Below are 24,707 nucleotides of genomic sequence, written 5' to 3'. Positions count from 1 at the left end.
ATGTGGAAAGAGGTTTTCCGTCGCGCGCTGATTACGTGCCGGTTGGTTGACAAACCAGAGTTTGAAATCCGTCATGTCGACGTACAACCCGCTCTTACAGACATGGACCCCGCATCTCTCTACGTGGTCGGCCCAAAACAAAACCCAAAATGGGCTGTTCTGTCCTGTCCTGGAGCCTGTGGGCATGTCATGCGCCTGCCGATGATGAGACAGCACACACCACGTTGGACCATCACCTATGATTGGATTGGTCGGGCGTCTTTGTCGCCGTCAATCCATCAAAGGAATGCCTGCAAAGCGCATTACTGGTTTAAGAAAGGCGATGTGGTCTGGTGCCGCGACAGCAAATGTGGAGGACGATGAACTTAAAGAGCTTGCAGTTGCCAATGATCTTCGAAGTCGGGCAGTGATGCAAATGTTTCCGTGCAAGAAACCTTCATTTCGTCTGTGGAGATCAAGAGCAAAAATGATCGGCCATGAAGGACTGAAACACTCTTAGCACGCGACAAGCCTTCAATCAGTGTCGAACGAACTGTCCAAGTGTTTACAGACTCACGATGAGCTATCCAACTTACTGGTGCATGTACGTACTCAACTCGCGACATTTTAAAATGATCTAATGCGGATTTGGTAGATTTATAAAGTCCGAAAAAATCAGGATATTTTCGAGTATCGATGATTGATACTGGTTTTTGGTTGGCAAGCAGATTTGAAAAACCGAAATAATCCATCTCACTCATAGGTACAACGAACAAGTAATCGCGCTCGAAATCGTCAAACAGACTCAACTGTTTGGCGTTCTCAAAACTCCATTGTTCGCGTGACTGCGAAACATCCTCACCCTCGGATGCGTCGTGAACGAGCGTTAGGTTCGCTCTACGCATCTGACACTTCTCGACCCAATCTGCTCTCCAATGTCACGTACGAGACTTTATAGTTGTCCAACGGCCCGCCCCAAGCTGGTGACCCGCCTAGTCGCTCGCCTGTGATCTTATCTTTGTAGTCTCTGTCTTTCAAGAAAACTCGCCGATACATTCGGGGAGAGACACCTACAAAAGGCTTAAAAAGTACCTTTGATGTCGCTTCTGATCGAGCGACATCGTCGCTCGGCAACCCAGCTTGCCCACGAACTTGCCTGCTCTCGATCGCAGAGGGCGCCACCCAATCGTCGGACTCTGTGGTGATTGCATCGGAGTGAAGGGCCGTAGCTCGACTCTTTGGGTACGGTTCAATGAACTGAACCTCATCAATGCCCGCCGCCACAATGTGGCGCGCACAGTAGTGACAAGGATAGGTTGTTACAAACAGTCTACAGCCTTTCGGTGATACCCCTGCTAGCGAGGCTGAAAGGATGGCATCCATTTCAGCGTGCACAGCCCGGCTGAATTCAATCAATCCTCCCAGTCGCGTACCACGGATTTTTTTCAAAACGTCACCCCTGGTTGCTGACGAGGTCAGTTCAGGAAATGCGTCTATCAGCTCCTCGATAATTTGATTTTGCTCTTTGTTACTGCTGCAGAACACGGTTTCTCTGAAAGCGCATCTATGATCGCTGTGGTGCGACGGCTCAAAATCTTCCCCGTAGACTCCTCCGCCTGCTTTAGGCGCTTCGTTCGTGCCTGTGGAGACAATAGTTCCAGATTGGTTAACGAGGGCTGCACCCACCTGTCTTGAAAGGCACGCGCTTCTCATTTGAGCGCTTCTCGCATGGTGCATAGCTGTTTCTGCGATGGTCGGCCTTACGATGCGGTCCTGCGCGATCAAGGAGACGAACCGCTTCAATTGGTCATTCATCCCAGTGATGCTGAGATCGTCCTCCCCAGCAGCGGAGTTATCCACAAAGAAATCAGCTTCATGAAATGTGTCAGACACATGCTGTCCAAATTTTTCTGGTGCGTCTTCATCCCTCTCGAGGAAAAGACGAACACTCTCCTTCGTCTCGGTGGAGCCCCACTCAGCGCGATCAAATAGGTTCTCTCGGATTCGTTTTTCGCGCACCACTGGGTCGCAAACGATCCCAACCAACGCAAACGCGTCCTGGTATACTCTACGCAAGAGGTTCGCTTCCGCAGGGTGACGAAGGGAGTCGATAATGTAGACGCGTTTACGCCCGTCGGGTTCGACCCCACCTTCTAAGGCGCCCTCCACCTTCTGCATCCTCGCTCTTTCGCTGGTGATCTTCTTCAGAATGTACCGGGCGACCGCGGAATGATCTTCCGTCCCTCCAGAGTAATTTCCTTTTCTTAGGTCATCTCCTCGGTCTTGCATTTTGGTGATGCTCTCAAGGCTCTTCCTGGCTCCGTTTTCTGGAACTTCCAAGCCAAAGCTCAACGCTGCATCGTGTATGAGCAAACTGGCTTTGATGATCACCGCCTCATATTGATAGTCATCTTCAAAGAAAGACTGGATGCGTTTAGCAGCGGTTCCAGATCCAGCACCGGCTGGACCTACTATAGCGACAAAGAGTTCGTTGCTCTGGTGCTTTGCAAGCAGAGTTTGACCAGACAGCCCATTTCCAGTTTCTACCAAGTTCGAAGCAGCATTTGTCTCAGCCATCTGAAATTCAACCTCAAACATAACTAGCCTTTTCTAATCTATTGTTAAGTCGTGCCTTTGTTGATTGCTATACCATTTAGCCAATGGGCAAAGAACAATTCTATCGCAAAACACCCAACCTCCGAGACAATTGGTCATAGGAGGTGCAGCGAATGACTGCTAGAGCGTGTTGCGTTCAATTGATTTCATACCCTGCGGCCTTGAAGAAGTTGTAGCATTCCTCCTCGGTGAAGAGGTCGCAGACATGTCCGACGGCCTGCCACAGCTCATCGTATGTGCGGGCAGCGGCTCGCTGGATCAAGGCTTTGAGCTTTGCGAACGCCATCTCGATAGGGTTCAAGTCCGGGCTATAGGGCGGAAGGAATAGAAACCATGCGCCGACAGCCTTCAGTGCCGCCGCTGCAGTCGGGCTTTTGTGCGATGACAGGTTGTCCAGGATGATCACGTCGCCGATCTGCAAAGTTGGCGCCAACTGGGTCTCGACGTAAAGATCGAACAGCTCGCCGTTCATCACACCATTGATGACCCAAGGGGCATCCAACCGGTCATGGCGCAGGGCGGCGACGAATGTCTGGGTTTTCCAGTGGCCGAAGGGCGCGTGGTCGATCAGGCGCGCGCCTTTTAGTGACCAGCCGGTGGTCTTGACCATGTTCGTCTTCAGGGAGGTTTCGTCGATGAAACCGATGCGGGGCAACAGGTTGCGCATGAAATGCTGACGCCGCGTGATCCAGATATGGCGAGCCTGCTGGACATCAGGCCGCTTCTGTTCGGCGGCTTGGAGGTCTTTTTTTGTGTGTCAGGCCGAGGCTGCGCAGGACGCGCCAGGGAATCACAGATCAAATCCCGTGGGAATCCTGAATCGAATAGGCCGCAACACGCTCTAGCGGGCTCCGGATGCAGCATCGCATCCTATAGCTGGACGGCAGCAAAGGGCCGATCGCGTCATGGTCAGGCCTTCACCCACCTAACAGTTCCTCGACCAGATCCTCCTGCCGGTCGAGCGCCGCCTCCCATTCCTTCGGCGCAGCCGCTGCCCGCTCGAGCGTCTCCGGCTCAGGATGCCCGCGCCCGGCCTCTATCGCCATAACGCTCATCGCGCGCGCCTCACGGCGCTGCGAGCGATCCCGGACAGGCTCACATTCCGCTGGTTTCACTGGCTCATCAGCGCCAACATCGTCACCACCGCCATCTCCGCCCACTATTCCATTCCAAGGCCCCACGCCCTGCACACTCGGCGGATAAGGAAACGGCTTGCCGTCCTGCCGAGCCAGCATGTCCACGAAGAACGGATCGTCGTAATACTTGATCCGGCTCGCCTTGATCGGGTGCTGGGGCGAGGCGAGGATGATGACCTCATCTGGATCCATCAAGCGCGCTTCAGTCTCAGAGAGCAGAGGCCGCTCTTCCAGCCGCGCCGAGGTCGAGGTCGCGCCGAGAAACCCTTTGTTGCGCCCGTACATTCGGGTGACCGCCTCACGGGTGGTGCTCCCGACGGCGGCCGAGACCTCCTTCACGGTGCGCTGGTCCCGCGGGGTGATATAGAGCTTCAGCCCTGCCCCGTTCTCGAGGCTTTCGCGCCCCTCGGGCCCGTAGATCCGGTCGAGCGAAGCCAGCGACTGCGCGATCATCGCGACGCGGCCGCCATAGCTTGCCAGAGAATGGATCGCGCGTTCAAGATAGGGCATCGCCCCCATCTGCTGGAACTCATCGATCATCATCATGACGGGCCAGGGCTCATCGGGGCCGGGCTCGTTCAGGCGGATCGAGGCGATAAGGTCGGCGAACATCAGACGCAGGAGCGGGGCGAGGGTCGCGATGTGATCTTCGGACACGGCGATATAGAGCGACTGCGGGGTTTTCCGGAAGGTCGAGAAATCAAAGTCGCTGTCTTGTGTGGCCGAGCGCACCGCCGGGTTGTCCCATTGCTTGAGACCGGCGGTCATCAGTGCCTGGATGTTCGAGGTCAGCAGCCGCGACGAGGCTGAGGCCGCGTTGGTCCACAGCTCGCGCAGGATGTCTTCTTCGGCCTCGTCGGCATAGGTCTTGTATTGCGCGTTCTTGTACTCGCCCCCGGCGACGATCTTGTTTACCTCGCCAAGGTTCGGCGTGCCGCGCTGGATCGCCAGCAGACAGGCGGCGACAAAGATCGACTTGCCGGCTTCGGAGAAGGTGTCGAGTTGCTTGTTGTCCTTGTCGAGGAAGAGGTCGGCCAAGATTGAGACCTCGGTGAAGCGCTGCGCGAAGCTCGGGGCCTTGGCGATCCGCGCCAGAGGGTTGTAGCGGTGCGTGGCGTTGGCCCAGTCGAAGGGGCTGAAACGATAGACCTCGTCTCCGTTCAGCGCCCGAAGCCGGGCGGTCTTCTCGAAGTTCTCGCCCTTCACATCGAGCACCACAACCGAGCCTGCGAAACCCAAGAGATTCGGGATCACAAAGCCGACGCCCTTACCCGCACGGGTCGGCGCCACCATCATCACATGCGGGATCGTGGTCGAGGAGATGAACTCGGCCTTCGAGGTCGGCGCGCCAAGCTTGCCACAGACGAAGCCCTTGCCCGGCGCCTGTAACATGTCGTTCTTCTTCAGCTCCGCCTTGGTCTGCCAATGGGCCGATCCGTAGTCGTCGCGCTCCTTCTTCCAGGTCCAGGCCAGCGCCAGGGCGCCGAGGCCGATTGCGCCGAAGCCGACAGCGCCAAACCCGACCTTGAAGGCCTCGGGATGCGCCGCGCGTGTCGCGGTGCCGGCCTTCCAGAGCGCCAGCATGTCGAAACTCTGAAACCCGGTTTTCAGGGCAAGGGTCAGGTAGAAGGCGGCAACGATGGTGCCAATGACGGCGCCGCAGATCACGCCGAAGAGGAGCGCTGCCCAAAGGGGAAGTGTCTTGGTCATGGTGGTCATCTCCCCCTTAGAATTCCATCTCGTCATCAAGTCCGCGGTCGCGGCCAAGATCACGCCCCAACTGCTGCGCCTCCTGCTGACCTCGCATCCGCGCCACCTCGGTCGCCTTGTCCTGCTGCAACCCGGCGGCGCGATCGGTGAAGACCTGATCGCCCCTTTCTTCGAAGGTCATTTCGAGAAATTCCTGCGTGACGGTGATCTGGTCGAGCTTGCTTGGCAGTGCCGCATCCAACACCTCGTAGTTGCCGCGCCGAAGTTCGGCCAAGCCTTCCTCCCCCAGCTCCTTGAAGAGCTCGGATTGCAGGGTCCGCTCGACCGTCTCCTCCTGCTCTTCGGTGAGCTTGCCATCGCGCAGCATGTCAGCGAGGTCCTGCAGGTAGGGATTAGGCGTCCGGTCGTCTTCGTCGATAAGCGGCAGGACCCCCTGTTCTTCGTCCGTGAGGGTCCGGCCGATCTCGACGCCAAGTTCCTTGGCGCGTTCCATCAGGGCGTCCATCACCCCGTCGACCTTCTCCAGCGCGGCATCAAGCTGGTCATCGGTAGCCGACTCCACGCTGAGCCCGTCCTTCACCAGCACCGCGTTCATGTCCCGCTCGACCCAGTCCTGCGCCATGCCGTAGTTGCGCGTACCGCCGGCAGCGATCCGGGCCACCAGTTCCTCGCTGTCCATGCCTGCTTCTTCGGCGCGCTCGAGCACGTCGCGCAACCCCTCGTCATTGCCGAACTGAAAGGTGGCGATCAGCGCGTCGCTGCCCGCCACCGGCGGATAGGGTTCCTCGAGCTGTTTGCCAAAGCGTGTGCGCAGCTCTGGGTCGGGCACCATCTGCGACAGGTCAGCAATGACCGGCGCGGCCTTGGCTTCGAAGGCAGCGCGCTCGGTCGGGTCCAGTTCCTCGGCCTTGAGCCGCAGCGCCTCGATCGTGCGTTCGGAATAGTCGATCGCATCACCGACGGTCCTGATGTCCTTCATGTCTATCTCTCCTTCGGTGAAGTTCCACGGCGTGCCAGAGCCGAGACCGTCCGCCATGCCGCGCACGGCGCGCGCCATGTGGCGCCGGTCCATCCGGTCCAGCAGGTCGGCGAGGTTCTTGTAGTCCTTGGCGAAGCCCACCACCTGCGCGTGGGCGATGGCGGATTCCCCGGCGGTCATGACGATTTCGCGCGGCAGGCGGGCCTCTTCCTTGGCGCGGTAGATTTCCTCGATCTCGGCGGGCTTCTCGAAGATGCCGCGCTCGAGCCGGGTGGTGGCGTCGAGCATCACGCCATAGCCTTCAGCGATCTCGGCCTGCTTCTCCCGCATGAGCTGCGGCGACATCACGCCTTCGGCCCAGCAGGAAAACCAGGAGCCCTTCTCGACCCCGCGATTGTTCAGAATGATATGGGCGTGTTTGTGCGCCCGGTCGTCATGGACCGCGAGTACATAGTCCCACTGATCGCCGTATTCGCCGCTCTCAAAGAAATGCTCCGCCCAGTCCATCGCGATGTCGCGCACCTGGTCGACCGTCACGTCTGTCGGGAAGGACAGCAGCATGTGCGAGGTGAAACCGAGCTTGGTCGAGCCGCGCCATGTCCCGGCCCAGTCCTCGATGATGTATTCCTTCTGCTCGTCGGTCAGGACCTCCGCGTCGGTCAGCGCGTTGGTCATCGTCGAGTAGGTGTAGACCGCCTTGTCGTTGATGTAGGAGAGCTGCGCCCCGAGGCTTCCTCTCGTCTTGCAGCCCCCCGCCCGAATCCGTTTGAAAACTGCCGCCTGGCTCTGGCCCGATGCGGCCTTCAGCGCGTTGCGCGCCGACAGGGATCCGACGCGCGCAAAACTCCGCCCCTGTCGACGGCCCGCCAGCCGCGCGTCGATCCGCGCCCCGGCCTGACCCCGGATGCGCTCATCCTCCCAGAGCCTGCCCATGACCGAGGTGTAGAGGGCGAGCGGATCAACCATTCTTGACGAGCCTCAATCCGCGCTCGATCGTGCGCGGGCTGTCCTCCAGAACTTCATTCTCCGCCCCCTGCCCTTCTTCCTTTTGCGGCCACTCCTGTTGACGCAGTGCCTGCGCCGCATCCTTCATCCGGCCCATCTCACGGCTCATGGACTGCGCCAGATCAAGGATCTCGATCAGTACCGCGCGATCCGCCTCCGAAACCTCCAGCCGACCACGATGGACCGCCTTGGCGAGTAACAACCCGGCGTCGCTCACATCCTTCGCCTGACGCCACGCGGCACAGAACTCCGCGACCAGATCACGCGGTACATCGAGGAAACCGCACCGTCCGCGCAGCACTGCATTGAGCGCCTGCGACCGGTTGGCATAGCCCCGTTCGCACCACTCCGCATCGAAGGCTTCGAGCTCGGATCGGCTGGCCCGGAATGCCACCGTCTCGCTCGGATCGCGCACCGTGATGCCCTCGCCCGCCTCTTCTTTCGCGAGCCTGTTCACATGGCGCGGAGAGATGCCAAACGCCGCCGCCAGATCCTTCGCGCTCTCGCCCGCAGCAAAGCGCCGCGCCACTTCGATGCGCTGCTCGAGCTTCAGGTTTTTCGCTGGCCTCGGCACGGGTCAGACCCCTCGGACAAAATGTGTAAACATTGGCCATATCCTGCCAACGTCTTCCTTCTCTCCTTCGTTTATAACTCAATAAATCATATTGCGCAATATTACGTTTTGAATGATGTATATTTTTGCTGCCATTGGACGCGATCAAGACCCCTCGTCGCGGCGCGACACGGAACGGGTCCCGCCCTCGTGGATGCAGGACAACCAGTTCGAAAAAGCTTCCGAAACTTGTGTTCAAGACGCACGCGACGAAAGGCAAACCGAGCGCCCGAGCCGGTCACGGATCGAGCGCCAGGAACACGAAAACGACCCGCGCGGGATGACGCGGATCATACCCTCTGAGGGCGGCACGATGCTTCTGAGAGTCGACGTCAGACCCCTGCGGATCCGAAGACCCGCAGGGGTGTCTGGGTCAGTGACCTAATCCCTGATTGCGCAGATCGTCGTAGCGGCTGCGGGCGATCAGAGCCTCGGTCTCGAGGCTGTCGAGAGTCTCGGGATGGGCGTCTTCATCAAAGGCGGCGAGGTAGGCATCGAAGACCATTTCGGCTTGCAGTTCGGCGAGGTCGATGGATTGTTCGAGTGTCATGGTGCGATCCGGCCCAACGATCGTCGCCCAAACGGATCGTGGAAAAGACCGGGGGCATGAGAGCGGGCTGCACCCGGCACGGGGCGGAATGAAATGGAGCACGCCGGGGGCAGGTTTGTTGTGAGCGATGCACCGCAGCGCTCAAGGCGTCACGGTGCTTTACGTTTTCAAAAGAACAATGATGTTCGAAACACGCGTTCGAGCCACAGGCGAGAGGCAGCGTGTTTCGAGGCTAATCAAACGTAAAGCGCCAGCCGTCCAGAAACTTGCCCCCGGCGTTGCTGACCGCTCGACCCCGGGCTAGCGATCTCTGAGGCCAACAAGTCGACGGAAAGGCGCACGGCGGTGACCTTCACGTGATACGTTGCCCTCGGTAGCATGACGTTGGTTTGCGGTTTCCACCCTCGCGGCACAGGGTGATTTCGGCGCCCCTGGCAGCTCCGCCAACACGACCTAGGCGCGGGTTGCTCGAATGAGAGAAAGGGTGCGCTTGCCTCGCTCAGCGGGCTGCCAGTTCTCCCTGCTGACTTTCGGTTCAGCCTCCGCCGCGCGTGATCCACGCTGTCAATTAACTGAATGATCGGAGCCCGCATCCGCGACCTATCCGGTCTGACGCCCCGCCTCTGCGTCCGCGTCCGAAATATGCCACATCCTTCGGACACCAGTCTCGGGCCCAAGCCGGAGGCCACCCCTCAGGACGAGGAAAGCCAGACCGCCGAAGCGGTCTGGCCGATGGCTTAGGCGGCCTCTTTGGGACCCCAGGGGATGACGGCCTGCAAAGACAGATCATCCTGGTTGGCGGCCTTGCCGAGGTTGGCGTTAAAGCCGTGATCGCGGATGGTCAGCGTGTAGTAGTCGGCGCCGGTCTCCTTGTTCTGCTTCTTCCAGATGCCGCCGCACTCGACCAGCTTGCCACGCGGGGAGCGCCCGAGGACGCGGTGTGTGGGGGCCATCGGGTTCGTGCTCGCGACGGGTTCGACCGTGATGTCGAGGTCAAAGGTCAGGGTCGAGATGGAGCCGACGCCCTTGGCGGTCTCAAAGTCGGCGCTGGTGAATTTGATGCAGTTCGTGGTCATTGCTCTTCTCCTTGTTTGCGTTGCAATGATGGTCACCTTGCAGCTGGCCAAGGCCCGGCCACACCGAAGGCGAAGCGTGAGCGGAGAGGGGCAGGCGCCGGTCTTTTTGCTCCGCGCGGAATGGCCCGCAGGGGCAGGGGAAAAAGATCGGTGACAACCTTTGTGGACGGGACGACAGCTGCGACCAGCATGTCATGCAACTCAGACAGAGGGAGAAGTGCGGTGGCCACGAAGGAAATGTGAACTGCAGACAGAGATGCTGCGGGGGGGTGTCTTCTCTGTCTTCTTGCACCGATCCGGATCCGGGCGAGTCAGAGCTTTTCCCTGACCCAGGCTCACGTGCCGCGTCGGCTGGTTTCCATGGTAACGCGATGTGTGTTGTCTGGAAGAGCAGCAGGAAGACCGTCGAAGCATCGATACCGTGCTCGACTCACCCGGATTTCTAACGGACCCTCTACGGCACCCCGATAACCTGCGATCCGCGCATCACGACAATCACCGGCCTTCTGTCGGCTGGGGCCAATGCAATCCACCGAGTGTCTAAAACCGTTTGCGACCCAGGAAGATTGGGAGCACAGCATGTCCGACAAAGCGAGGAACAACACCGGCCGAGACGCGAGGTACGAGATCAATGATGTCACTTGCCCGCCCCAGCGACCGTAACTGGAACGGCCGAGATGAAGCGTTGCCACGACCAGCCGTCGCAGGGAGAGGCGGCGTTTTAGCTCGGGGAGGGCGGATGCGTGCAGCCGACCGACTAGGGCGCGGTCCTGATCAGAGGGCAGGACGGGCCCAGATCATCAGGTGGGGATAATTGAGTGAGAAAAGCATCCGCGGTCTCTATGACCCACGTGGCGGAAAGGTAAGGCAACTATCAACCAACGCTCAAGTCACCAAACATTCGGTTCGCTTGATTTACGCTAAGTGGGCCAATATCGGGACGGGTATCGCAGAAGATGCCTCAGACGGGTTGTTTTGTCCTGAGTAGCGGTTCTTCAATAGACGCATGCCAAACGTCAAATTAGCCGACCAAATTGGTCAAAACCCTGCGTTTGTGACACAGACGCAAAGGACCATATTAGTCTCACACGTTCTGACCAGAGGTTTTAGTCCAACAGCAGCCGTTCGTGCCAGTTGCGGCGAAGGTCTGGATTGAGCCCAACCCGGTGATCTTCGTTTCTCGCTGCGTGTGTAATGCAGCACGAAAATCGCTGCAGGGGCAAAAAGACTTGCGTTATTAAGGCATGCAAAAAGCAGTCATCCATCCCAGCGATAGGAAGCCGTTTCTTCTCGCTTGGTAGAGAGCCCATAGTCCCGGCTCACCACCTCTTTCAAAGCTCATTTTTGGAACCGGTCAGAGCAGGTCATCTGAGATCATTTATCCATTTGACGCATATGCGCGATCAATCTAACGATAAGGGCACAACTGTTGGGGTGCCCTAACCGGGCTGAGATGCACGCGCTGCAAACCCATTGAACCTGAACCGGTTAGGACCGGCGGAGGGAACAGCTTGCGGAGCTCTCGTCCGCATTGGCCTTTCCTCACTTTGCCATCCTGATCCTTGAACCAAGGGGCGGCGACATGGTGGCTAAGGCGTTAACGATTGCCGGGTCCGATTCCGGTGGCGGGGCTGGTATTCAGGCGGACCTCAAGGCGTTTTCAGCGATGGGTGTCTATGGGGCGTCAGTGGTCACGGCGGTGACCGCGCAGAATACGCAGGCGGTTACGGCTATTCACCCGGTCCCCGATGGCGTGGTTGCGGCGCAGATCAGGGCGGTTTTGGACGATATCGAAATTGACGCGATCAAGATCGGGATGCTGGGGACCCCGTTGCTGATCGCGGCGGTGGCGGAGGCGCTGGCGGGCTATGACGGCCCGATTGTGCTGGACCCGGTAATGGTCGCCAAATCAGGGGATATGCTGCTGGCAGATAGCGCGATTGACGCTTTGACATCTTTGCTGTTTGGCCGCGCGACCCTGCTGACACCGAACCTGCCTGAAGCTGCGAAACTGGTCGGCGAAGGTAGCGCCGACGCACAGGCGAACGCGCTTTTGAAGCTTGGCGTCGGGGCGGTTTTGATGAAGGGCGGGCATGCGAATGGGGCAGTTTGTATGGATCAGCTTGTTTCGCAAACGGGCACGCAGGAAATTTCGGCCCAACGTGTGAACACACGCAACACCCATGGCACGGGGTGTTCCTATTCCTCGGCCATCGCGGCGGGGTTGGCTCAGGGCATGGAATTGAACGATGCGGTATTGCGGGCCCATACGTGGCTGCATCAGGCGATCTTGCATGCAGATGGGCTGCATGTTGGGCAAGGCCATGGGCCGGTTCACCACTTTCACGCGCTTTGGCCATGAGCGGCCCTTTCACCATCCTTGGTGGCGGTGTGTGTGGCCTTGCCATGGCTGCCGAACTGTCGTCTCGCGGCGCGCGGGTCACGGTCATTGACCCAAAAGGGGCGCCCGGCGGTCATGCCTGTTCGTGGTGGGCCGGTGGCATGCTGGCGCCTGATTGCGAAGGGGTGAGCGCAGAGCCTGAGATCGTGCGCCAAGGCCGCAAGGCCGCCGGGTGGTGGGAAAGCCAAGGGGCGGCGGTCCATCATGCGGGGACGCTTGTAGTCGCACTTAATCGCGATCAAAGCGATCTGGCGACGTTTGCGCGGCGTGCGCCGCGTGCTGCCACCCTGCCGAAAACGCAGATCGCCGAGCAGGAGCCGCATCTGGCAGAGCGCTATTCCAAGGCGTTGTTTTTGGCGGATGAAGGCCATCTTGACCCCCGCGCGACCCTGACGGCTTTGCATGCGAGGCTTGCGCAACGGGGCGTGCGTTTTGGCGGTGATATCGCGGGTCAGGTGATTGACTGCCGTGGCCTTGTTGCGCGTGACACCCTCACAGATTTACGCGGCGTGAAAGGCGAGATGCTTGTGGTCCGCTGCACGGACGTGACGCTGTCGCGGCCCGTTCGACTGCTTCATCCGCGGTTTCCGCTTTATATTGTGCCGCGCGGCGACGGGGTGTTCATGTTGGGCGCCACGCAGATTGAAACCGGCGAGCGCAGCCGGGCCACCCTGCGGTCCGTCATGGAATTGATGAATGCGGCCTACGCCCTGCACCCCGCCTTTGGCGAGGCGGAGCTGCTGGAGATCGGCGTCGATGCACGCCCCGCCTTTCCCGACAACCAGCCCCGCATTCGGCGGATTGGGGATGTGATTTACGCAAATGGCCTGTTTCGGCACGGGTTTCTGCTTGCACCGGCTTTGGCGCAGATGACGGTGGATCTGGTGCTGGAGGGCAAGATACCGGAGGTTTGGTATGAAGATTATCGTGAACGGTGAGGCGCTTGAGACCGGCGCGTCCACGCTGGCGGCGCTGCTGGATGCGCTTGGAAAGGGCGCGGCCAAGGTCGCTACGTCCGTCAACGAGGGGTTCGTGCCCAAACAACAGCGCGCGGATCGCAGCTTGCAGGAGGGTGACCGCGTCGAAATCGTCGCCCCCCGACAAGGAGGATAGCATGCCTACGTTTTACGGCACCGAAGTGACATCGCGGCTGATGCTGGGCACCGCGCAATACCCCTCTCCGGCTGTGTTGGCGGAGGCGTTTCGCCGCTCCGGCGCGGGGATCGCGACAGTGTCTGTGCGCCGCGAGGCGGGCGGCGATCAGGCAGGGCAGGATTTCTGGGCGTTGATTCGCGATCTGGGCGTCGCGGTGCTACCCAACACGGCCGGCTGCTATTCCGTGCGCGAGGCCGTGACCACGGCACAGATGGCGCGGGAATTGTTCGACACCAACTGGATCAAGCTGGAGGTCATTGGCCATGCGGACACGCTGCAACCTGACCCGTTCGGCCTGGTCGACGCGGCGGCACAGCTGGCCGAGGACGGGTTCGAGGTGTTCCCCTATTGCACCGAGGATCTGGTGCTGTGCGAGCAGCTGGTGGAAGTGGGCTGCAAGGTGTTGATGCCATGGGGCGCGCCCATCGGTACAGGGCTGGGCCTGAACAACATCTACGGGCTGCGCAGCTTGCGGGCGCATTTTCCCGACATTCCGTTGGTGGTCGATGCAGGGCTGGGCTTACCGTCGCAAGCCGCCCACGCGCTGGAGCTGGGCTATGACGCCGTTTTGCTGAACACCGCCGTCGCAAAAGCGGGCGACCCTGCGGCGATGGCACAGGCCTTTGGCCTTGCAGTGGAGGCTGGCGCGCTGGCCGCCCGCGCCGATCCGATGGACGCGCGCGATATGGCGGCCCCGTCGACTCCTGTCTTTGGAAAGGCCATGCTATGATGCTGCCTCGCTTTTACCCGATTTTCGACGATGTGGCATGGCTACGGCGGATGCTGCCCTTGGGGATCAAGCTGGTGCAGATGCGCCTGAAGGACAAACCCGAAGACGCGCTGCGCGCCCAACTGAGCGAAGCGCGTGAACTCTGCGCGGCTCATGGGGCTGTGCTGGTGGTCAATGACCATTGGCAGCTGGCCATCGAGCTGGGCTGCGACTGGGTCCATCTGGGTCAAGAGGATCTTAACGCGGCAGATGTGACGGCAATCCGGACCGCGGGTCTCAAGCTAGGGGTCTCTACCCATGACAAGGCCGAGTTGGCCCGCGCGCTGGTGTTGCAGCCCGACTATGTGGCCCTTGGTCCGATATATCCGACGATCCTGAAAAAGATGAAATGGCATCAGCAGGGTATTGAAAAGCTGAGCGTGTGGAAGGCGCTTGTGGGGGACATCCCGCTTGTCGCCATTGGCGGGATGAGTACGGACCGCGCAACGGGGGCATTCGAAGCCGGGGCGGATGTGGTCTCGGCGGTGACGGATATCACGCTGCATGACGACCCTGAGAACCGCGTCAAAGCGTGGCTTGAGGTCTGCGGATGAGCCGCTACGCCCGCCAAACGGCTGTCCTGGGAAATGGCGCGCAGGCGCGTCTTGCCAGCGCTTCGGTGCTTGTGATTGGCGGTGGCGGTCTGGCCGCCCCTGTGATGCAATACCTCGTGGGCGGTGGGGTCGGGCATATTCGAATTGCGGATGCAGATGTGGTTAGCCTGTCCAACCTGCACCGCCAGACGCTGTTTCGCGAGGCGGATATTGGTCGGCCCAAGGTCGACGTGATTGCCACCGCGATGGCCGCATTGAACCCTGACACCACCATTGAACCAGTTCACCATCGCGTCGACCCGGCCAATATTGCGGCGCTGTCTAAAGGCATGACGCTGGTTCTTGATTGTGCGGACAGCTTTGCGGTGAGCTATATCGCGTCCGATCATTGCCTTGGCACGGGCCAGCCGCTGATCTGCGCCAGCGTGGTGGGGCGCGACGGCTATGTCGGCGGCTTTTGTGGCGGCAAACCGGGCTTGCGCGCGGTGTTTCCGGATCTGCCGGACCAACTTGGATCTTGCGACACGGATGGTGTGCTGGGGCCGAGCGTCGGCGTGATCGGCAGCCTTCAAGCGCAAATGGCGATGGCGGTCCTGACGGGCGACATGCGCGGCTTGGGTCAGCTTGTGAGCTACGATGCCGCCACGCTACGGTTCGGCGGGTTCCGCTTTGACACAGCCGTCGATCCCGCGCCCAGCCCGGCCTTTATTGCACCCTGCGACATCACCGGAGCCGATTTTCTGATCGACCTGCGCTCTCAGGGAGAGCCTGGCCCGGACCTGCCGCGCGCCACACGCCATGCCGTATCCGATTTTGGACCAGACGGCCCCACACCACACGACACCCAACGCGCCGTTCTGGCCTGTCGGTCGGGCCTTCGCGCCTGGCAGGCGGCGGAGCGGCTTTCACAACATTGGCAGGGGGAGATCAAACTTCTCGCACTCGGAGGGTAAGGAAACCCATATGAAATACCTCATCACCGCTGCGGCGCTATTGGTCGCAACGCCAGCATTGGCACAAAACAAAATGACCGTGTTGCTGGACTGGTTCATCAAATCCGATCACCGCCCGATCATCGTGGTCAAGGAGCTGGGCTATTTCGCCGATCAAGGCCTTGAGGTCGAGATTATCCCACCCGCTGATCCGTCCGCCCCGCCGAAACTGGTTGCGGCTGGCCGGGGCGACATTGCGGTCAGCTATCAACCCAACCAGCATTAGCACGTGGCCGAAGGTTTGCCACTTGTCCGGGTGGGCTATGCATAGCTTCCAATGAAGAAATACGCGATCTGAAGCATTGAAGCTACAGCAGACATTACGTCGCCCTCGCCCTTGGGGCGTCCGCGCGAAGCGCCGGGCCTGTCGGCGGGTGGCCTTCAGGTTGCCCGCCGACAGGTCACCCTGAAACCGTCCACGCCCACGATCACGCCACAACGCAAAAAGACCCCCACTTGCTGACGGGGGCCTCGATTATTTCAGTGGTGCGGGCTGTTACTCGGCGGCCATCCGGTCGGCCTGTGCGGTGCGGTCCATGATGTAATCCACGGCCTTCTGCGCCTCCGAGGCTGCCCGAAATATTGCGCGGCTGTCTTCTTTCATCGCCTCAAGCCATCCTTCGACATAGGCAGCGCTCTGGTCGAACTCAGGCTCTACCCCGATCTGCGCGCAAAGCATGCAGTTTCCGATTTCCGCGACCAGCTCCTCGAACGCGTAGGCCTTGCGGTCGTTGAACCGGCCCAAGCGGTCCAGCCGCTTTGTCGCCCCTGTCCAGTGGGTCAGCTCATGCGCCAAGGTGCCGTAATACCCTGCGGCCCTGTGAAAGGTGCCAATCGGCGGCATGTGAATGCGGTCGGTCTTGATGTTGTAATAGGCGCGCGGCTCTTCGGTCACGTCGATCTGAGCGCCACTCGCTGCAAAGAACGCCTCCAACGCGGGGTCGGCCACGGTGCCAAGATCACGGGGCGGATCGGGCAAGATGTAGAATTCAGCGGGCAAGCCCTCGATCTGGTCGGCATTGAACACGCGGTAGGCTTTGGCATAGGGGATCTGGCGTTCCTCGCCGTTCTCGTCCTCACGCTCAACGGTGCCGTATTTCACGACGGTTGCGGATTTCTCACCTTTGCGGACATGACCCCCGAGCTGCTTGGCCTGATTGAACGTCATCCAGCGTGCTGAGCTGTAGTCCTTAGCCATCGCCGTGGCCCAAAGCATCAGAATATTGATGCCCCGATAGGCTTCGCCATTGAACCGTTCCGGCAAGCTGACCCCTCCTCCTCCGCCGGTCCACGGCTTGCGCCAAGGCGGCGTCCCCGCCTCGATCTGCGCGATGATCTGATTGGTGACATAGGAATAAACGTCAAACTTCTCTGCGGTCATTTGTGACCCTCCTTAGAGTGACGCGGGCCGGGTCTCTTTCCCTTTCCGCCGATGGGCGGGCCTTCCTGTTCTGATCTTTGGAATGCCCATGCATTCCGAAGGGCAGAGCAGGTAAGGGCAAAGCCCGTCCTGCGGCCTGGCAGGGCCGTGACAACCGGGTGGAGGGCGTGAATTTGGGAGGGAACCGCGCGCCTCGCGCGTGGGAGGAACCGGAATTCTCGACCGGAACCGACGCCTTGGGGCGGCGCTTGCCGGTTTTCTCGGACCTGCCAGGATGGCAGGCGGATCAACAGGATTTGGAAACTGTCAGGGCCGGGGTGAGCGGGCGTCAGCCCGTCGATCCCCAGCCCTGTCTATCGCTCAAAGCGATACCGGCGCACTGCCGGGATCACTGAACTCCATCGAGCCATATCTAACTCGATAATATACGATTGATGCCTTTGTTAGATTCAGGCACAAGACGACCATCATTGTTTCTGTTGGTATGCGCGATGAACCAGACGATTGACCTCGAACTAAACGTCACCACCGAACAAGGCCTTCGGGCACTTGCTGAGGAGGGACACACGGTCGAAGTGCTGTGCAAAGCCGATCCTGAACGCAAGGGACCAAGCTGGTACGGCCTGTGGATCATGCGGACGGTTGGGAGTGATGGGCAGGCGAAAATCCTTGTCACTGCCAGAACGCGCGTGACGCAGAATGCGATCAGGGTGCGCGAATTCAAGACGGCAACCGGCGTGATTTCATTCCTTGTTGGTGTCGGGTTCTTTCAGGCGAGCATTCCCATGAAGAACGGGGAAACGACCTCTCATCGCCTCTTCAGTGACTGAGGCCCGAATCGAGGTCGATATCACGATACTTCTCGTCTTCCTGATCCTTCTCCCGGTCGCGCTCGTCTTCAATCTCCAGCGTAAGGGGCGGCCCCATCCCATAGATTTTACTGCTGCATGGGCGGGCCTTGGCTTTGATCCTGCACAACGAGCTCGTCAGGCACTCCCGGATGAGGTCATTTTGCAGGGATGACTCTGCGGGTCTCCGAATGGCGTCGTGAGCGTGCGTAGACAGCTGAGGTTTCCTGAGACGGGGCTGGTTTGGATCAAGTGCGTGTTCTGAACTCCTTTGTAAGTTTACGCTTTCGACCACCGGACTGACTTTACCGGAAGCTGTGGCTATGATACTAAACCTCATAACATAGATCCAGAGATCGGTGGTTTGATATCAATGCCGGGGCGCAAAACACAGCGTGAACAAGCAAAAGAGATGCTCTGGGATAGGGGCATCGTCCGGCTGTCTGAATTCAAGTCGGCGGGCATCACGGCTGCGACCATCGGCCGGATGCGGGACGATGGCGATGTAATTCGGCTGGCGCGAGGACTATATCAACTACCGGATGCGCCGCTGGATGCCAATCACAGCCTTGCCGAAGCGGCGAAGCGTGTTCCCAAAGGTGTTGTCTGCCTTACATCCGCGCTCGCGTTTCACGAGCTCACCGATCAACTGCCTCGGTCTGTCTGGATGGCAATCGGCAAGAACGATTGGTCCCCGCAGGATGAGCCAGCGCTGCGCATCGTTCGGTTCACGGACACTCTCCTGGCCCAAGACGTCAAGACGACATCGATTGAAGGTGTCCCGGTCAAGGTCTTCGCTGTCGCCAAAACCATCGCCGATTGCTTTCGGCATAGGCGGTCGGTTGGTCAATCGGTTGCTCTGGAGGGGCTTCAGGAGGCGCTGAGACAGCGCAAGGCTACACCGGCAGAGATTGCACGCTCGGCGGCCAGCGGCGGCGTCTCCACAATCGTCCGCCCGTATCTCGAGGCGCTCACGGCGAATGGTTAGAGAGATCAAGAATATGGGCGCGTCGGTTCGCGCGCGGCTGCTCAAGATCAGCAAAGACAGCGAACAAAACTATCAGCTTGTCCTCACACGCTATGCCAATGAGCGTTTGCTCTATCGCTTAGCAAAGTCTGCGCATGCCGAACGTTTCGTTCTCAAAGGTGCTGTTTTGTTGATGGCTTGGTTCGACGAACCCTTTCGCGGCACCCGTGATGTCGATCTACTGGGCCACGGAGATCCTGACCCAAGCGCCGTTCTTGGCGTTTTCAAAGACATCTTCGCAGGGGACGCACCGGACGGTGTCCAATTTGACGCCGACGGTGCGCAGATTGGACGTATCCGCGAAGACACCGAGTATGGAGGGCTGCGGATCAAGACCACCGCTAATGTTGGTGGTGCCCGGGTTTCGATCAGCGTCGATGTCGGGTTTGGCGATGCCATGGAGCCCGAACCACAGATTCTTGATCTGCCTGGGCTTCTCGACATGCCGACTGCGCCGCTCCGGGGGTATGCGCGCGAAACCGTCGTCGCGGAGAAATTCCAGGCGATGGTGGCCCTCGGCCTCACCAATACGAGGATCAAGGACTATTATGACGTCTGGTTGCTCAGCCGATCATTCGAGTTTGACGAAGCGCAACTCGGCCGCGCAATCGCGGCGACATTTGAACGGCGCGATACGGCCGTTCCGACAGAGGCCCCAGATGCGTTGACCGCCGCGTTCAGTAAAGACGAAGCCAAGCAGCGCCAGTGGGCGGCTTTCATTCGAGACGTCTCCTTCGACCCGGGGCCGTTGCCGGGGGTGGTTGAAACGTTGGCGGGATTTCTGATGCCGGCCGCGGTCACCGCAATGCGCCACAAACCGCAATCGAAAGACGACCAATCATGAACGGGAAGAAAGTGAATATCTATGCTTAGTCGGGGGTCCGTATGACGCCATTGAAAGCCACATATCCATGCTTCTGGCACCGTCGTGAACGATCAGTTTAAAGGTCTGTTCGCATGGGAAGATTACATCGCAGCATTGGAGGCAGCATCACCTAAAAATGAGACGCTGTCCGGGCTTTCTTTCGGATCATGTGTGCAGCCTCGATCCCGGCGATCGTTTTGGGCGGGACGCTTTAAGCTGTGAAAACTGTCCAAATTTTTGCCCGACCCCCGGTGTCAATTCTGCGTGGAAATCAACGCAATCGCGGCCAACCGCGCGCCGCATCTGTCACAAATGCTTAAAATTCAAGCACCCAAGAGCGCGCCCAAGCTGGCTTCCCCAAGGCTGATTTCATCAACAGAGTTACCCCCACTTTTTGGGGATAACTCTTGGGCAATAAATGGTGACGCGCTTGCAGAGCATCGTCATAGAACAGACCACCTATTTTGTATCGGCTATAAGCATGACGTGTCTCGTAGATAGATCTCACCTGCGACCATGCCTACCTGCTCAAAATCTGTGAGCTCAGATAAAACCGCAGCAAACTGCGCTGGCTCCACTGCTAGGCTTTCCTGAATAACTTCCGGTGAAACCGCTTCCATGGGGCTGACAGCACCTCGTTTCTTCAGTTCGTGCAGAATAGATTGTTTCATCGAAAGTCTCCTCACTGGGCTTGCCCGGACAGTAGATGATCCGCACATCTATACCCACATACCGCATCAGATGAATGTAACAACGTGACCGCAAACCCGTAAGTTCGTCGGCTCAAAGCACACGCGCTCTCAAAGAGCACCTCGCCCGAAGGATGTTATAAAGCACGGCTCCCCCTAAGCAACCCGTTGAAAGATCGACGCCAGCCCATATGGGCCGCTTCATCGGGCAATCGCAGATTGGAAAGCCGTTCATCCCGCGTCAGTCATTTCTAACCCGTCACGCAGTTGAACTCTTCCTGACCCATCAGTAAACGACGGGATACCCTCCGCGCGCCTTCATGCTTCGAAATCAGCAGCGAACCGCAGTTCACGCAATGGACGTACCCGGCGTATGGAAGCTTGATAAATATCATGCGCTTTGTAGGCATCGAGTGCTGCGGAATCCTCGAATTCGCCGTATACAACCACGTCAACTTCTTGGCTGATAGGATCGGTCTTCCGGTTCGCTGTCACTTCCAACTTCAATGCATGGGGAATCTCTTTCAGGATCGAAAGTCCCTCTAAAATGTCCGTGACGTCGCGTTCGGATTTGGCAGTAAAAAAGACGATGTGCCGGATCAATTTCTTTGTCCTTAGGTGAAGGTCATGGAAGCCTCTTTTGCCCTTACAGCTTTGCAGAGGCAAGCGCGCCACTTTCCTTCAAAACCCGCCGGAGCAACCCAACAGATGGACCCACGACCTAAGGTACGCGATCATTCGGATCGCGCCACCGTTACTCGCTTGCCCTTACGTAAGCCGCCCCCTAAACATCCCACCACCGGAAATCTCAACGTTGCCGGTTCGACCGCTCTGCCCGGAATGGGCTGTAATAACCCGAGGATATTTAGCACTTGCTTGATCAGACCGCGCTGCGCACCGAACTTGCCCATCACTACGATCTTGCCCCATCCGCCGAACTGGCGGCGGCACATGCCGGGATTTACAGCAAGATGGAGCGGGTGATCTCGCCGCCCGACTGGGCGATCTTCGCCCCCTATGTGGTCGCGATCAACACGCTGAAGAAACAGCGCAATGCAGTGATCCTAGCCCACAACTACATGACCCCCGAGATCTACCACGGCATCGCCGACGTTGTCGGCGACAGCCTGCAACTGGCGATCGAGGCAACAAAGGTCGAGGCCGATGTCATCGTGCAATGCGGTGTGCATTTCATGGCCGAAACGTCGAAGATCTTGAACCCCTCCAAGACTGTGCTGATCCCTGATATGGAAGCAGGCTGCTCGCTGGCCGAAAGTATCACGGCAGACGGCATCGCACAGATGCGCACGCAATATCCCGGTGCGCCTGTGGTCACCTATGTGAACACCACGGCTGAGGTCAAAGCCGCGTCTGACATCTGTTGTACCTCGTCCAATGCCGCGCAGATCGTCGCAGCACAGCAAAGCGATACGGTGATCATGACACCGGACAAATATCTGGCGCAGAACGTCGCCAAACAGGTGCCACACAAACGCATTGTCTGGTGGGATGGCGCCTGTATCGTGCATGAACGTTTCACCGCACAGGATCTGAACGATTTCCGCACATACAACCCCGACACCCGCATCATCGCGCACCCGGAATGCCCGCCTGAAGTCGTGGAAGCTGCGGATTTTTCAGGCTCAACCAGCGGCATCATCGCTTATGTGGAACGCGAACGCCCCGCCAAAGCAATGCTGGTAACCGAATGCTCAATGGCCTCGAATATTTCCGATAGCCTGCCGGACGTAGACTTCGTGGGGCCATGCAACATGTGCCCTTACATGAAAAAGATCACACTCGAAAAAGTGCTGTGGACCCTGCACACAATGCAGGGGGCGGTCGAAGTGGATGCAGCCGTGGCAGACAAGGCGCGCATCGCCGTAGAGCGCATGATTGATCTGTCCCGGCAGTTGGCCGGCTGATCGCATGAAGCGTATCAACACGGGTCGCCTTGTCATCGTCGGCGCGGGGCTGGCAGCGCAGTATGCAGCGCTGCATCTGGCACCCCGCCCGGTGTTGATGATCTCGCCAGAACCGTTGGGACAAGGCGCATCCTCGACCTGGGCGCAAGGCGGCGTGGCCGCGGCGATGCATCCGGCAGACAGCGCCGCCGCCCATGCCCGCGACACGGTGCAGGCTGGTGCAGGCACGGTGGACGCACAGGTCGCACACGCTGCGGCCAATGAGGCGCGGATGCATATTCTGGACCTGACTGAACTTGGCACCCTCTTCGACCGGACTCCCAAAGGTGGATACGTCATGTCGCGCGAGGCGGCGCATTCCTTTGCTCGCGTGGTACGCGTGCGGGGCGATCAGGCCGGGGCCGAAATCATGCGCGCCCTCACCGCACAGGTGCGCGCCGCCCCACATATTCAGATCCTGGAGGGTGTGATGGCCACCGGCCTTGAAATGGCAAACGGCGCCGTCTGCGGCGTCGAGGTGGTGCACTGCACCAACGGTCAATCCGCGCCGTGTCTGATCCGTGGGGCCGCCGTGTTGCTGGCGGGCGGCGGCTCTGGCGGCTTGTTCGCGCTGACAACCAATCCGCCGCGTGTGCGCGGTCAGGTGATCGGCATGGCCGCACGGGCCGGCGCGGTGATCGCAGATGCCGAATACGTGCAGTTTCACCCCACGGCCATCGACTGCGGTCTGGACCCCGCCCCATTGGCCACCGAAGCCCTGCGGGGCGAAGGGGCCATCCTGATCAACCGCCACGGCATCCGGTTCATGCAAGAGGCCCACCCCGACGCCGAACTGGCCCCGCGCGACATCGTGGCCCGTGCGGTCTTTGCCCAATCGCAGGCCGGTCTGGCCCCTGCCCTGGACACGCGCACGGCCTTGGGCGCACGATTGTTGCGCGATTTTCCCGCTGTCGCGACGGCCTGCCAACAATCGGGACTGGACCCGCTGGTCACCCCGATCCCCGTGGCAGCCGCGGCCCATTACCATATGGGTGGCGTTGCCACAGATGCGGCGGGGCGCACATCGCTGGAAGGACATTGGGCCTGCGGCGAGGCGGCATCGACCGGATTGCACGGTGCGAACCGGCTGGCATCGAATGGCCTGCTCGAAGCCCTGGTCTACGGGCGGCGCGCAGCGATTGACATGGATGCCGTCCTTGGACCTGTTGCAATGAAACAGGCAGCTGTCACCCTGCCTGACCTGCCCCCCACAACAGCACCGCGCAGCGACCTGGTGAACCGGCTACGCCAAACGATGACGCATGGCGCAGGCGTGATCCGCACGGCCCAAGGGCTACAGCGGACCCTGAACGAGATCGCCACAATCGAAGCGGACCAACCCGATTGCACCGCCTTGGCAAATATGACCGCAACCGCAACGCTGATTACGACCGCCGCGCTGAACCGGCGCGAAAGCCGCGGGGCGCATTTCCGGTCTGACCATCCCGACTGCGACGGCGCAACCGGCGCGCGCTCCTTTCTCACACTCACCCAAGCGCGTTTTTCCGCGCCACTGGAGACGACATGACCCAAGCCCCCCTGCCCGACCTCATTCTTGAACCGTTGGTCCGCGCCGCATTGATGGAAGACCTGGGCACCTATGGCGACATCACCACGCGCACGGTGATCCCCGCTGATACACACTATACAGCACGCTTGAATGCACGCGCCGACGGTGTGCTGTCAGGCATACAAATCGCGGCGCTGGCGTTTCGGCTGATTGACCCGGACCTGAAAGTCACCGCCCACAAAAGCGACGGTGACAGCATCGCGTCGGGTGATGTGCTGATGCAAATCGAAGGCCGCGCCGCTTCTATCCTATCGGCCGAGCGGGTGGCGCTGAACTTTGTCGGCCGTCTTTCGGGCATCGCCACTTTGACCGCCAGCTTTGTGGCCGAAACAAAAGGCACCGCCACGCGCATCACCTGCACCCGCAAAACCACGCCAGGTTTGCGACTGGTCGAAAAGCAGGCCGTGCTGCACGGCGGTGGGTTCAATCACCGGTTCTCCCTCTCGGATGCGATCATGATCAAGGACAACCACATTGCCGCTGCGGGCGGTATCCGGACTGTGTTGCAAGCCGTAAAGGCCCAGGCGTCGCATATGGTCAGAACCGAAATTGAAGTCGACCGGCTCGACCAGTTGCAAGAGGTGCTGGACGAAGGCGGCGCGGACGTGGTCCTGCTGGACAACATGGACACGCTAACCTTGCGGGATGCTGTCAAGATCAATGCCGGTCGTCTGGTGCTAGAAGCCTCGGGCAACATGCGCATCGACCGCATCGCCGAGGTCGCAGCGACCGGCGTCGATTATATCTCGTCAGGAGCGCTGACACATTCCGCACAGACGCTCGACATCGGGCTGGACTTCTAATCAGCAAAGCATCGCGATGTTAGCG

Annotated in this window: 24 protein-coding genes, 1 pseudogene and 1 riboswitch; of the genes and pseudogenes, 14 read left to right on the top strand and 11 right to left on the bottom strand. The window is 59.6% G+C overall.

Going from position 1 to position 24,707, the window contains the following annotated elements; genetic code table 11:
• Window positions 1-363, top strand: a complete 363-nt coding sequence (locus BUC08_RS25250; RefSeq protein ID WP_397466992.1) for a ubiquitination-like system serine protease family protein — start codon at window positions 1-3, stop codon at window positions 361-363.
• Window positions 364-365: 2 nt separating this feature from the next.
• On the opposite strand, the gene BUC08_RS24430 is transcribed toward BUC08_RS25250, so the two are convergent.
• The 8 genes from BUC08_RS24430 to BUC08_RS20770 all read right to left on the bottom strand — a co-directional run bounded on the left by BUC08_RS24430 (window position 366) and on the right by BUC08_RS20770 (window position 9,664).
• Window positions 366-884: a hypothetical protein gene (locus tag BUC08_RS24430; RefSeq protein WP_143186802.1), complete on the bottom strand. Its 519-nt coding sequence runs from the start codon at window positions 882-884 to the stop codon at window positions 366-368.
• A complete protein-coding gene (locus tag BUC08_RS20800) occupies window positions 877-2,577 on the bottom strand; it encodes an anti-phage dCTP deaminase (RefSeq protein WP_073194479.1) in 1,701 nt (566 codons plus the stop codon). The genes BUC08_RS24430 and BUC08_RS20800 overlap by 8 nt, the downstream gene beginning before the upstream one ends.
• 154 nt (window positions 2,578-2,731) lie before the next feature.
• Window positions 2,732-3,262: an IS630 family transposase gene (locus BUC08_RS20795; RefSeq protein WP_037929683.1), complete on the bottom strand. Its 531-nt coding sequence runs from the start codon at window positions 3,260-3,262 to the stop codon at window positions 2,732-2,734.
• A 250-nt stretch (window positions 3,263-3,512) separates the two neighbouring features.
• Window positions 3,513-5,441: a type IV secretory system conjugative DNA transfer family protein gene (locus BUC08_RS20790; RefSeq protein WP_037929760.1), complete on the bottom strand. Its 1,929-nt coding sequence runs from the start codon at window positions 5,439-5,441 to the stop codon at window positions 3,513-3,515.
• 16 nt (window positions 5,442-5,457) lie between these two features.
• Window positions 5,458-7,386 (bottom strand): relaxase/mobilization nuclease domain-containing protein, encoded by a 1,929-nt coding sequence (locus BUC08_RS20785; protein WP_037929686.1) that lies wholly within the window; start codon window positions 7,384-7,386, stop codon window positions 5,458-5,460.
• Entirely contained in the window at window positions 7,379-7,999 is a 621-nt protein-coding gene (locus tag BUC08_RS20780) for a helix-turn-helix domain-containing protein (RefSeq protein ID WP_037929689.1), read from the bottom strand. Before BUC08_RS20780 ends, BUC08_RS20785 begins: the two co-directional genes overlap by 8 nt.
• Window positions 8,000-8,411: 412 nt before the next feature.
• The gene (locus tag BUC08_RS24860) at window positions 8,412-8,588 is read right to left on the bottom strand and encodes a hypothetical protein (RefSeq protein WP_169741854.1); all 177 of its coding nucleotides are present in this window, start codon (window positions 8,586-8,588) and stop codon (window positions 8,412-8,414) included.
• Window positions 8,589-9,325: 737 nt separating this feature from the next.
• Entirely contained in the window at window positions 9,326-9,664 is a 339-nt protein-coding gene (locus BUC08_RS20770; RefSeq protein WP_037929695.1) for a DUF736 domain-containing protein, read from the bottom strand.
• 1,420 nt (window positions 9,665-11,084) lie between these two features.
• Window positions 11,085-11,187: riboswitch (TPP riboswitch) on the top strand.
• Window positions 11,188-11,246: 59 nt separating this feature from the next.
• On the opposite strand from BUC08_RS20770, the gene thiD reads away from it, so the two are divergent.
• The 7 genes and pseudogenes from thiD to BUC08_RS20730 form a co-directional block, all read left to right on the top strand.
• Window positions 11,247-12,026 (top strand): bifunctional hydroxymethylpyrimidine kinase/phosphomethylpyrimidine kinase, encoded by a 780-nt coding sequence (gene thiD / locus BUC08_RS20760; RefSeq protein WP_037929698.1) that lies wholly within the window; start codon window positions 11,247-11,249, stop codon window positions 12,024-12,026.
• Window positions 12,023-13,003 (top strand): FAD-dependent oxidoreductase, encoded by a 981-nt coding sequence (locus tag BUC08_RS20755; RefSeq protein ID WP_037929701.1) that lies wholly within the window; start codon window positions 12,023-12,025, stop codon window positions 13,001-13,003. The genes thiD and BUC08_RS20755 overlap by 4 nt, the downstream gene beginning before the upstream one ends.
• Complete coding sequence (gene thiS, locus BUC08_RS20750) at window positions 12,981-13,178, top strand: sulfur carrier protein ThiS (RefSeq protein ID WP_037929705.1); 198 nt, start codon at window positions 12,981-12,983, stop codon at window positions 13,176-13,178. Before BUC08_RS20755 ends, thiS begins: the two co-directional genes overlap by 23 nt.
• A 1-nt stretch (window position 13,179) precedes the next feature.
• Window positions 13,180-13,950, top strand: a complete 771-nt coding sequence (locus tag BUC08_RS20745) for a thiazole synthase (RefSeq protein WP_037929708.1) — start codon at window positions 13,180-13,182, stop codon at window positions 13,948-13,950.
• A complete protein-coding gene (locus tag BUC08_RS20740) occupies window positions 13,947-14,543 on the top strand; it encodes a thiamine phosphate synthase (protein WP_037929711.1) in 597 nt (198 codons plus the stop codon). Before BUC08_RS20745 ends, BUC08_RS20740 begins: the two co-directional genes overlap by 4 nt.
• Entirely contained in the window at window positions 14,540-15,496 is a 957-nt protein-coding gene (locus BUC08_RS20735) for a HesA/MoeB/ThiF family protein (protein WP_037929714.1), read from the top strand. Before BUC08_RS20740 ends, BUC08_RS20735 begins: the two co-directional genes overlap by 4 nt.
• A gap of 10 nt (window positions 15,497-15,506) precedes the next feature.
• Window positions 15,507-15,758 (top strand): annotated as a pseudogene (locus BUC08_RS20730) (ABC transporter substrate-binding protein); the annotation flags it as partial.
• 273 nt (window positions 15,759-16,031) lie between these two features.
• Here BUC08_RS20730 and BUC08_RS20725 read toward each other — a convergent pair.
• On the bottom strand, window positions 16,032-16,916 hold the full coding sequence (locus BUC08_RS20725; RefSeq protein WP_073194473.1) for an ArdC family protein: 885 nt from the start codon (window positions 16,914-16,916) through the stop codon (window positions 16,032-16,034).
• A gap of 491 nt (window positions 16,917-17,407) precedes the next feature.
• Here BUC08_RS20725 and BUC08_RS20720 point away from each other — a divergent pair, with 491 nt between their 5' ends.
• From BUC08_RS20720 to BUC08_RS20710, 3 genes are all read left to right on the top strand, one after another.
• Window positions 17,408-17,746, top strand: coding sequence for a hypothetical protein (locus BUC08_RS20720; RefSeq protein WP_037931919.1), 339 nt, complete (start codon window positions 17,408-17,410; stop codon window positions 17,744-17,746).
• A 391-nt stretch (window positions 17,747-18,137) separates the two neighbouring features.
• On the top strand, window positions 18,138-18,752 hold the full coding sequence (locus BUC08_RS20715; protein WP_037931913.1) for a type IV toxin-antitoxin system AbiEi family antitoxin domain-containing protein: 615 nt from the start codon (window positions 18,138-18,140) through the stop codon (window positions 18,750-18,752).
• Window positions 18,745-19,635, top strand: a complete 891-nt coding sequence (locus tag BUC08_RS20710; protein ID WP_037931910.1) for a nucleotidyl transferase AbiEii/AbiGii toxin family protein — start codon at window positions 18,745-18,747, stop codon at window positions 19,633-19,635. The genes BUC08_RS20715 and BUC08_RS20710 overlap by 8 nt, the downstream gene beginning before the upstream one ends.
• Window positions 19,636-20,129: 494 nt before the next feature.
• Here BUC08_RS20710 and BUC08_RS20705 read toward each other — a convergent pair whose 3' ends face one another.
• Together BUC08_RS20705 and BUC08_RS20700 are read right to left on the bottom strand one after the other, a co-directional pair.
• Window positions 20,130-20,327, bottom strand: coding sequence for a hypothetical protein (locus BUC08_RS20705; RefSeq protein WP_073194470.1), 198 nt, complete (start codon window positions 20,325-20,327; stop codon window positions 20,130-20,132).
• A gap of 336 nt (window positions 20,328-20,663) precedes the next feature.
• On the bottom strand, window positions 20,664-20,948 hold the full coding sequence (locus tag BUC08_RS20700; protein WP_037931907.1) for a Dabb family protein: 285 nt from the start codon (window positions 20,946-20,948) through the stop codon (window positions 20,664-20,666).
• Between the two features lie 269 nt (window positions 20,949-21,217).
• Here BUC08_RS20700 and nadA point away from each other — a divergent pair, with 269 nt between their 5' ends.
• The 3 genes from nadA to nadC are packed head-to-tail and all read left to right on the top strand — an operon-like array spanning window position 21,218 to window position 24,682.
• Complete coding sequence (gene nadA, locus BUC08_RS20695) at window positions 21,218-22,270, top strand: quinolinate synthase NadA (RefSeq protein ID WP_037931904.1); 1,053 nt, start codon at window positions 21,218-21,220, stop codon at window positions 22,268-22,270.
• 4 nt (window positions 22,271-22,274) lie between these two features.
• A complete protein-coding gene (locus tag BUC08_RS20690) occupies window positions 22,275-23,837 on the top strand; it encodes an L-aspartate oxidase (protein WP_037931902.1) in 1,563 nt (520 codons plus the stop codon).
• A complete protein-coding gene (gene nadC / locus BUC08_RS20685; RefSeq protein WP_037931898.1) occupies window positions 23,834-24,682 on the top strand; it encodes a carboxylating nicotinate-nucleotide diphosphorylase in 849 nt (282 codons plus the stop codon). The genes BUC08_RS20690 and nadC overlap by 4 nt, the downstream gene beginning before the upstream one ends.
• Window positions 24,683-24,707: the final 25 nt, after the last annotated feature.

It is taken from the genome of Pseudosulfitobacter pseudonitzschiae (assembly GCF_900129395.1).
GTDB classification, from domain to species: Bacteria; Pseudomonadota; Alphaproteobacteria; order Rhodobacterales; family Rhodobacteraceae; genus Pseudosulfitobacter; species Pseudosulfitobacter pseudonitzschiae.
This window is presented reverse-complemented; position numbering and strand designations above follow the sequence as displayed.

Excerpts from the sequence above, each read along its gene's own strand:
- BUC08_RS20705 (WP_073194470.1), bottom strand. The coding sequence starts at position 20,327 with ATGAAACAATCTATTCTGCACGAACTGAAGAAACGAGGTGCTGTCAGC.
- nadC (WP_037931898.1), top strand. The coding sequence starts at position 23,834 with ATGACCCAAGCCCCCCTGCCCGACCTCATTCTTGAACCGTTGGTCCGC.
- BUC08_RS20755 (WP_037929701.1), top strand. The coding sequence starts at position 12,023 with ATGAGCGGCCCTTTCACCATCCTTGGTGGCGGTGTGTGTGGCCTTGCC.
- BUC08_RS20725 (WP_073194473.1), bottom strand. The coding sequence starts at position 16,916 with ATGACCGCAGAGAAGTTTGACGTTTATTCCTATGTCACCAATCAGATC.
- BUC08_RS20690 (WP_037931902.1), top strand. The coding sequence starts at position 22,275 with ATGAAGCGTATCAACACGGGTCGCCTTGTCATCGTCGGCGCGGGGCTG.
- BUC08_RS20785 (WP_037929686.1), bottom strand. The coding sequence starts at position 7,386 with ATGGTTGATCCGCTCGCCCTCTACACCTCGGTCATGGGCAGGCTCTGG.
- BUC08_RS20715 (WP_037931913.1), top strand. The coding sequence starts at position 18,138 with ATGCCGGGGCGCAAAACACAGCGTGAACAAGCAAAAGAGATGCTCTGG.
- BUC08_RS20745 (WP_037929708.1), top strand. The coding sequence starts at position 13,180 with ATGCCTACGTTTTACGGCACCGAAGTGACATCGCGGCTGATGCTGGGC.
- BUC08_RS20735 (WP_037929714.1), top strand. The coding sequence starts at position 14,540 with ATGAGCCGCTACGCCCGCCAAACGGCTGTCCTGGGAAATGGCGCGCAG.
- BUC08_RS20710 (WP_037931910.1), top strand. The coding sequence starts at position 18,745 with ATGGTTAGAGAGATCAAGAATATGGGCGCGTCGGTTCGCGCGCGGCTG.
- BUC08_RS20795 (WP_037929683.1), bottom strand. The coding sequence starts at position 3,262 with ATGCGCAACCTGTTGCCCCGCATCGGTTTCATCGACGAAACCTCCCTG.
- BUC08_RS20790 (WP_037929760.1), bottom strand. The coding sequence starts at position 5,441 with ATGACCAAGACACTTCCCCTTTGGGCAGCGCTCCTCTTCGGCGTGATC.
- thiS (WP_037929705.1), top strand. The coding sequence starts at position 12,981 with ATGAAGATTATCGTGAACGGTGAGGCGCTTGAGACCGGCGCGTCCACG.
- BUC08_RS25250 (WP_397466992.1), top strand. The coding sequence starts at position 1 with ATGTGGAAAGAGGTTTTCCGTCGCGCGCTGATTACGTGCCGGTTGGTT.
- BUC08_RS20740 (WP_037929711.1), top strand. The coding sequence starts at position 13,947 with ATGATGCTGCCTCGCTTTTACCCGATTTTCGACGATGTGGCATGGCTA.
- thiD (WP_037929698.1), top strand. The coding sequence starts at position 11,247 with ATGGTGGCTAAGGCGTTAACGATTGCCGGGTCCGATTCCGGTGGCGGG.
- BUC08_RS24860 (WP_169741854.1), bottom strand. The coding sequence starts at position 8,588 with ATGACACTCGAACAATCCATCGACCTCGCCGAACTGCAAGCCGAAATG.
- BUC08_RS20720 (WP_037931919.1), top strand. The coding sequence starts at position 17,408 with ATGAACCAGACGATTGACCTCGAACTAAACGTCACCACCGAACAAGGC.
- BUC08_RS20800 (WP_073194479.1), bottom strand. The coding sequence starts at position 2,577 with ATGTTTGAGGTTGAATTTCAGATGGCTGAGACAAATGCTGCTTCGAAC.
- BUC08_RS24430 (WP_143186802.1), bottom strand. The coding sequence starts at position 884 with ATGCGTAGAGCGAACCTAACGCTCGTTCACGACGCATCCGAGGGTGAG.
- BUC08_RS20770 (WP_037929695.1), bottom strand. The coding sequence starts at position 9,664 with ATGACCACGAACTGCATCAAATTCACCAGCGCCGACTTTGAGACCGCC.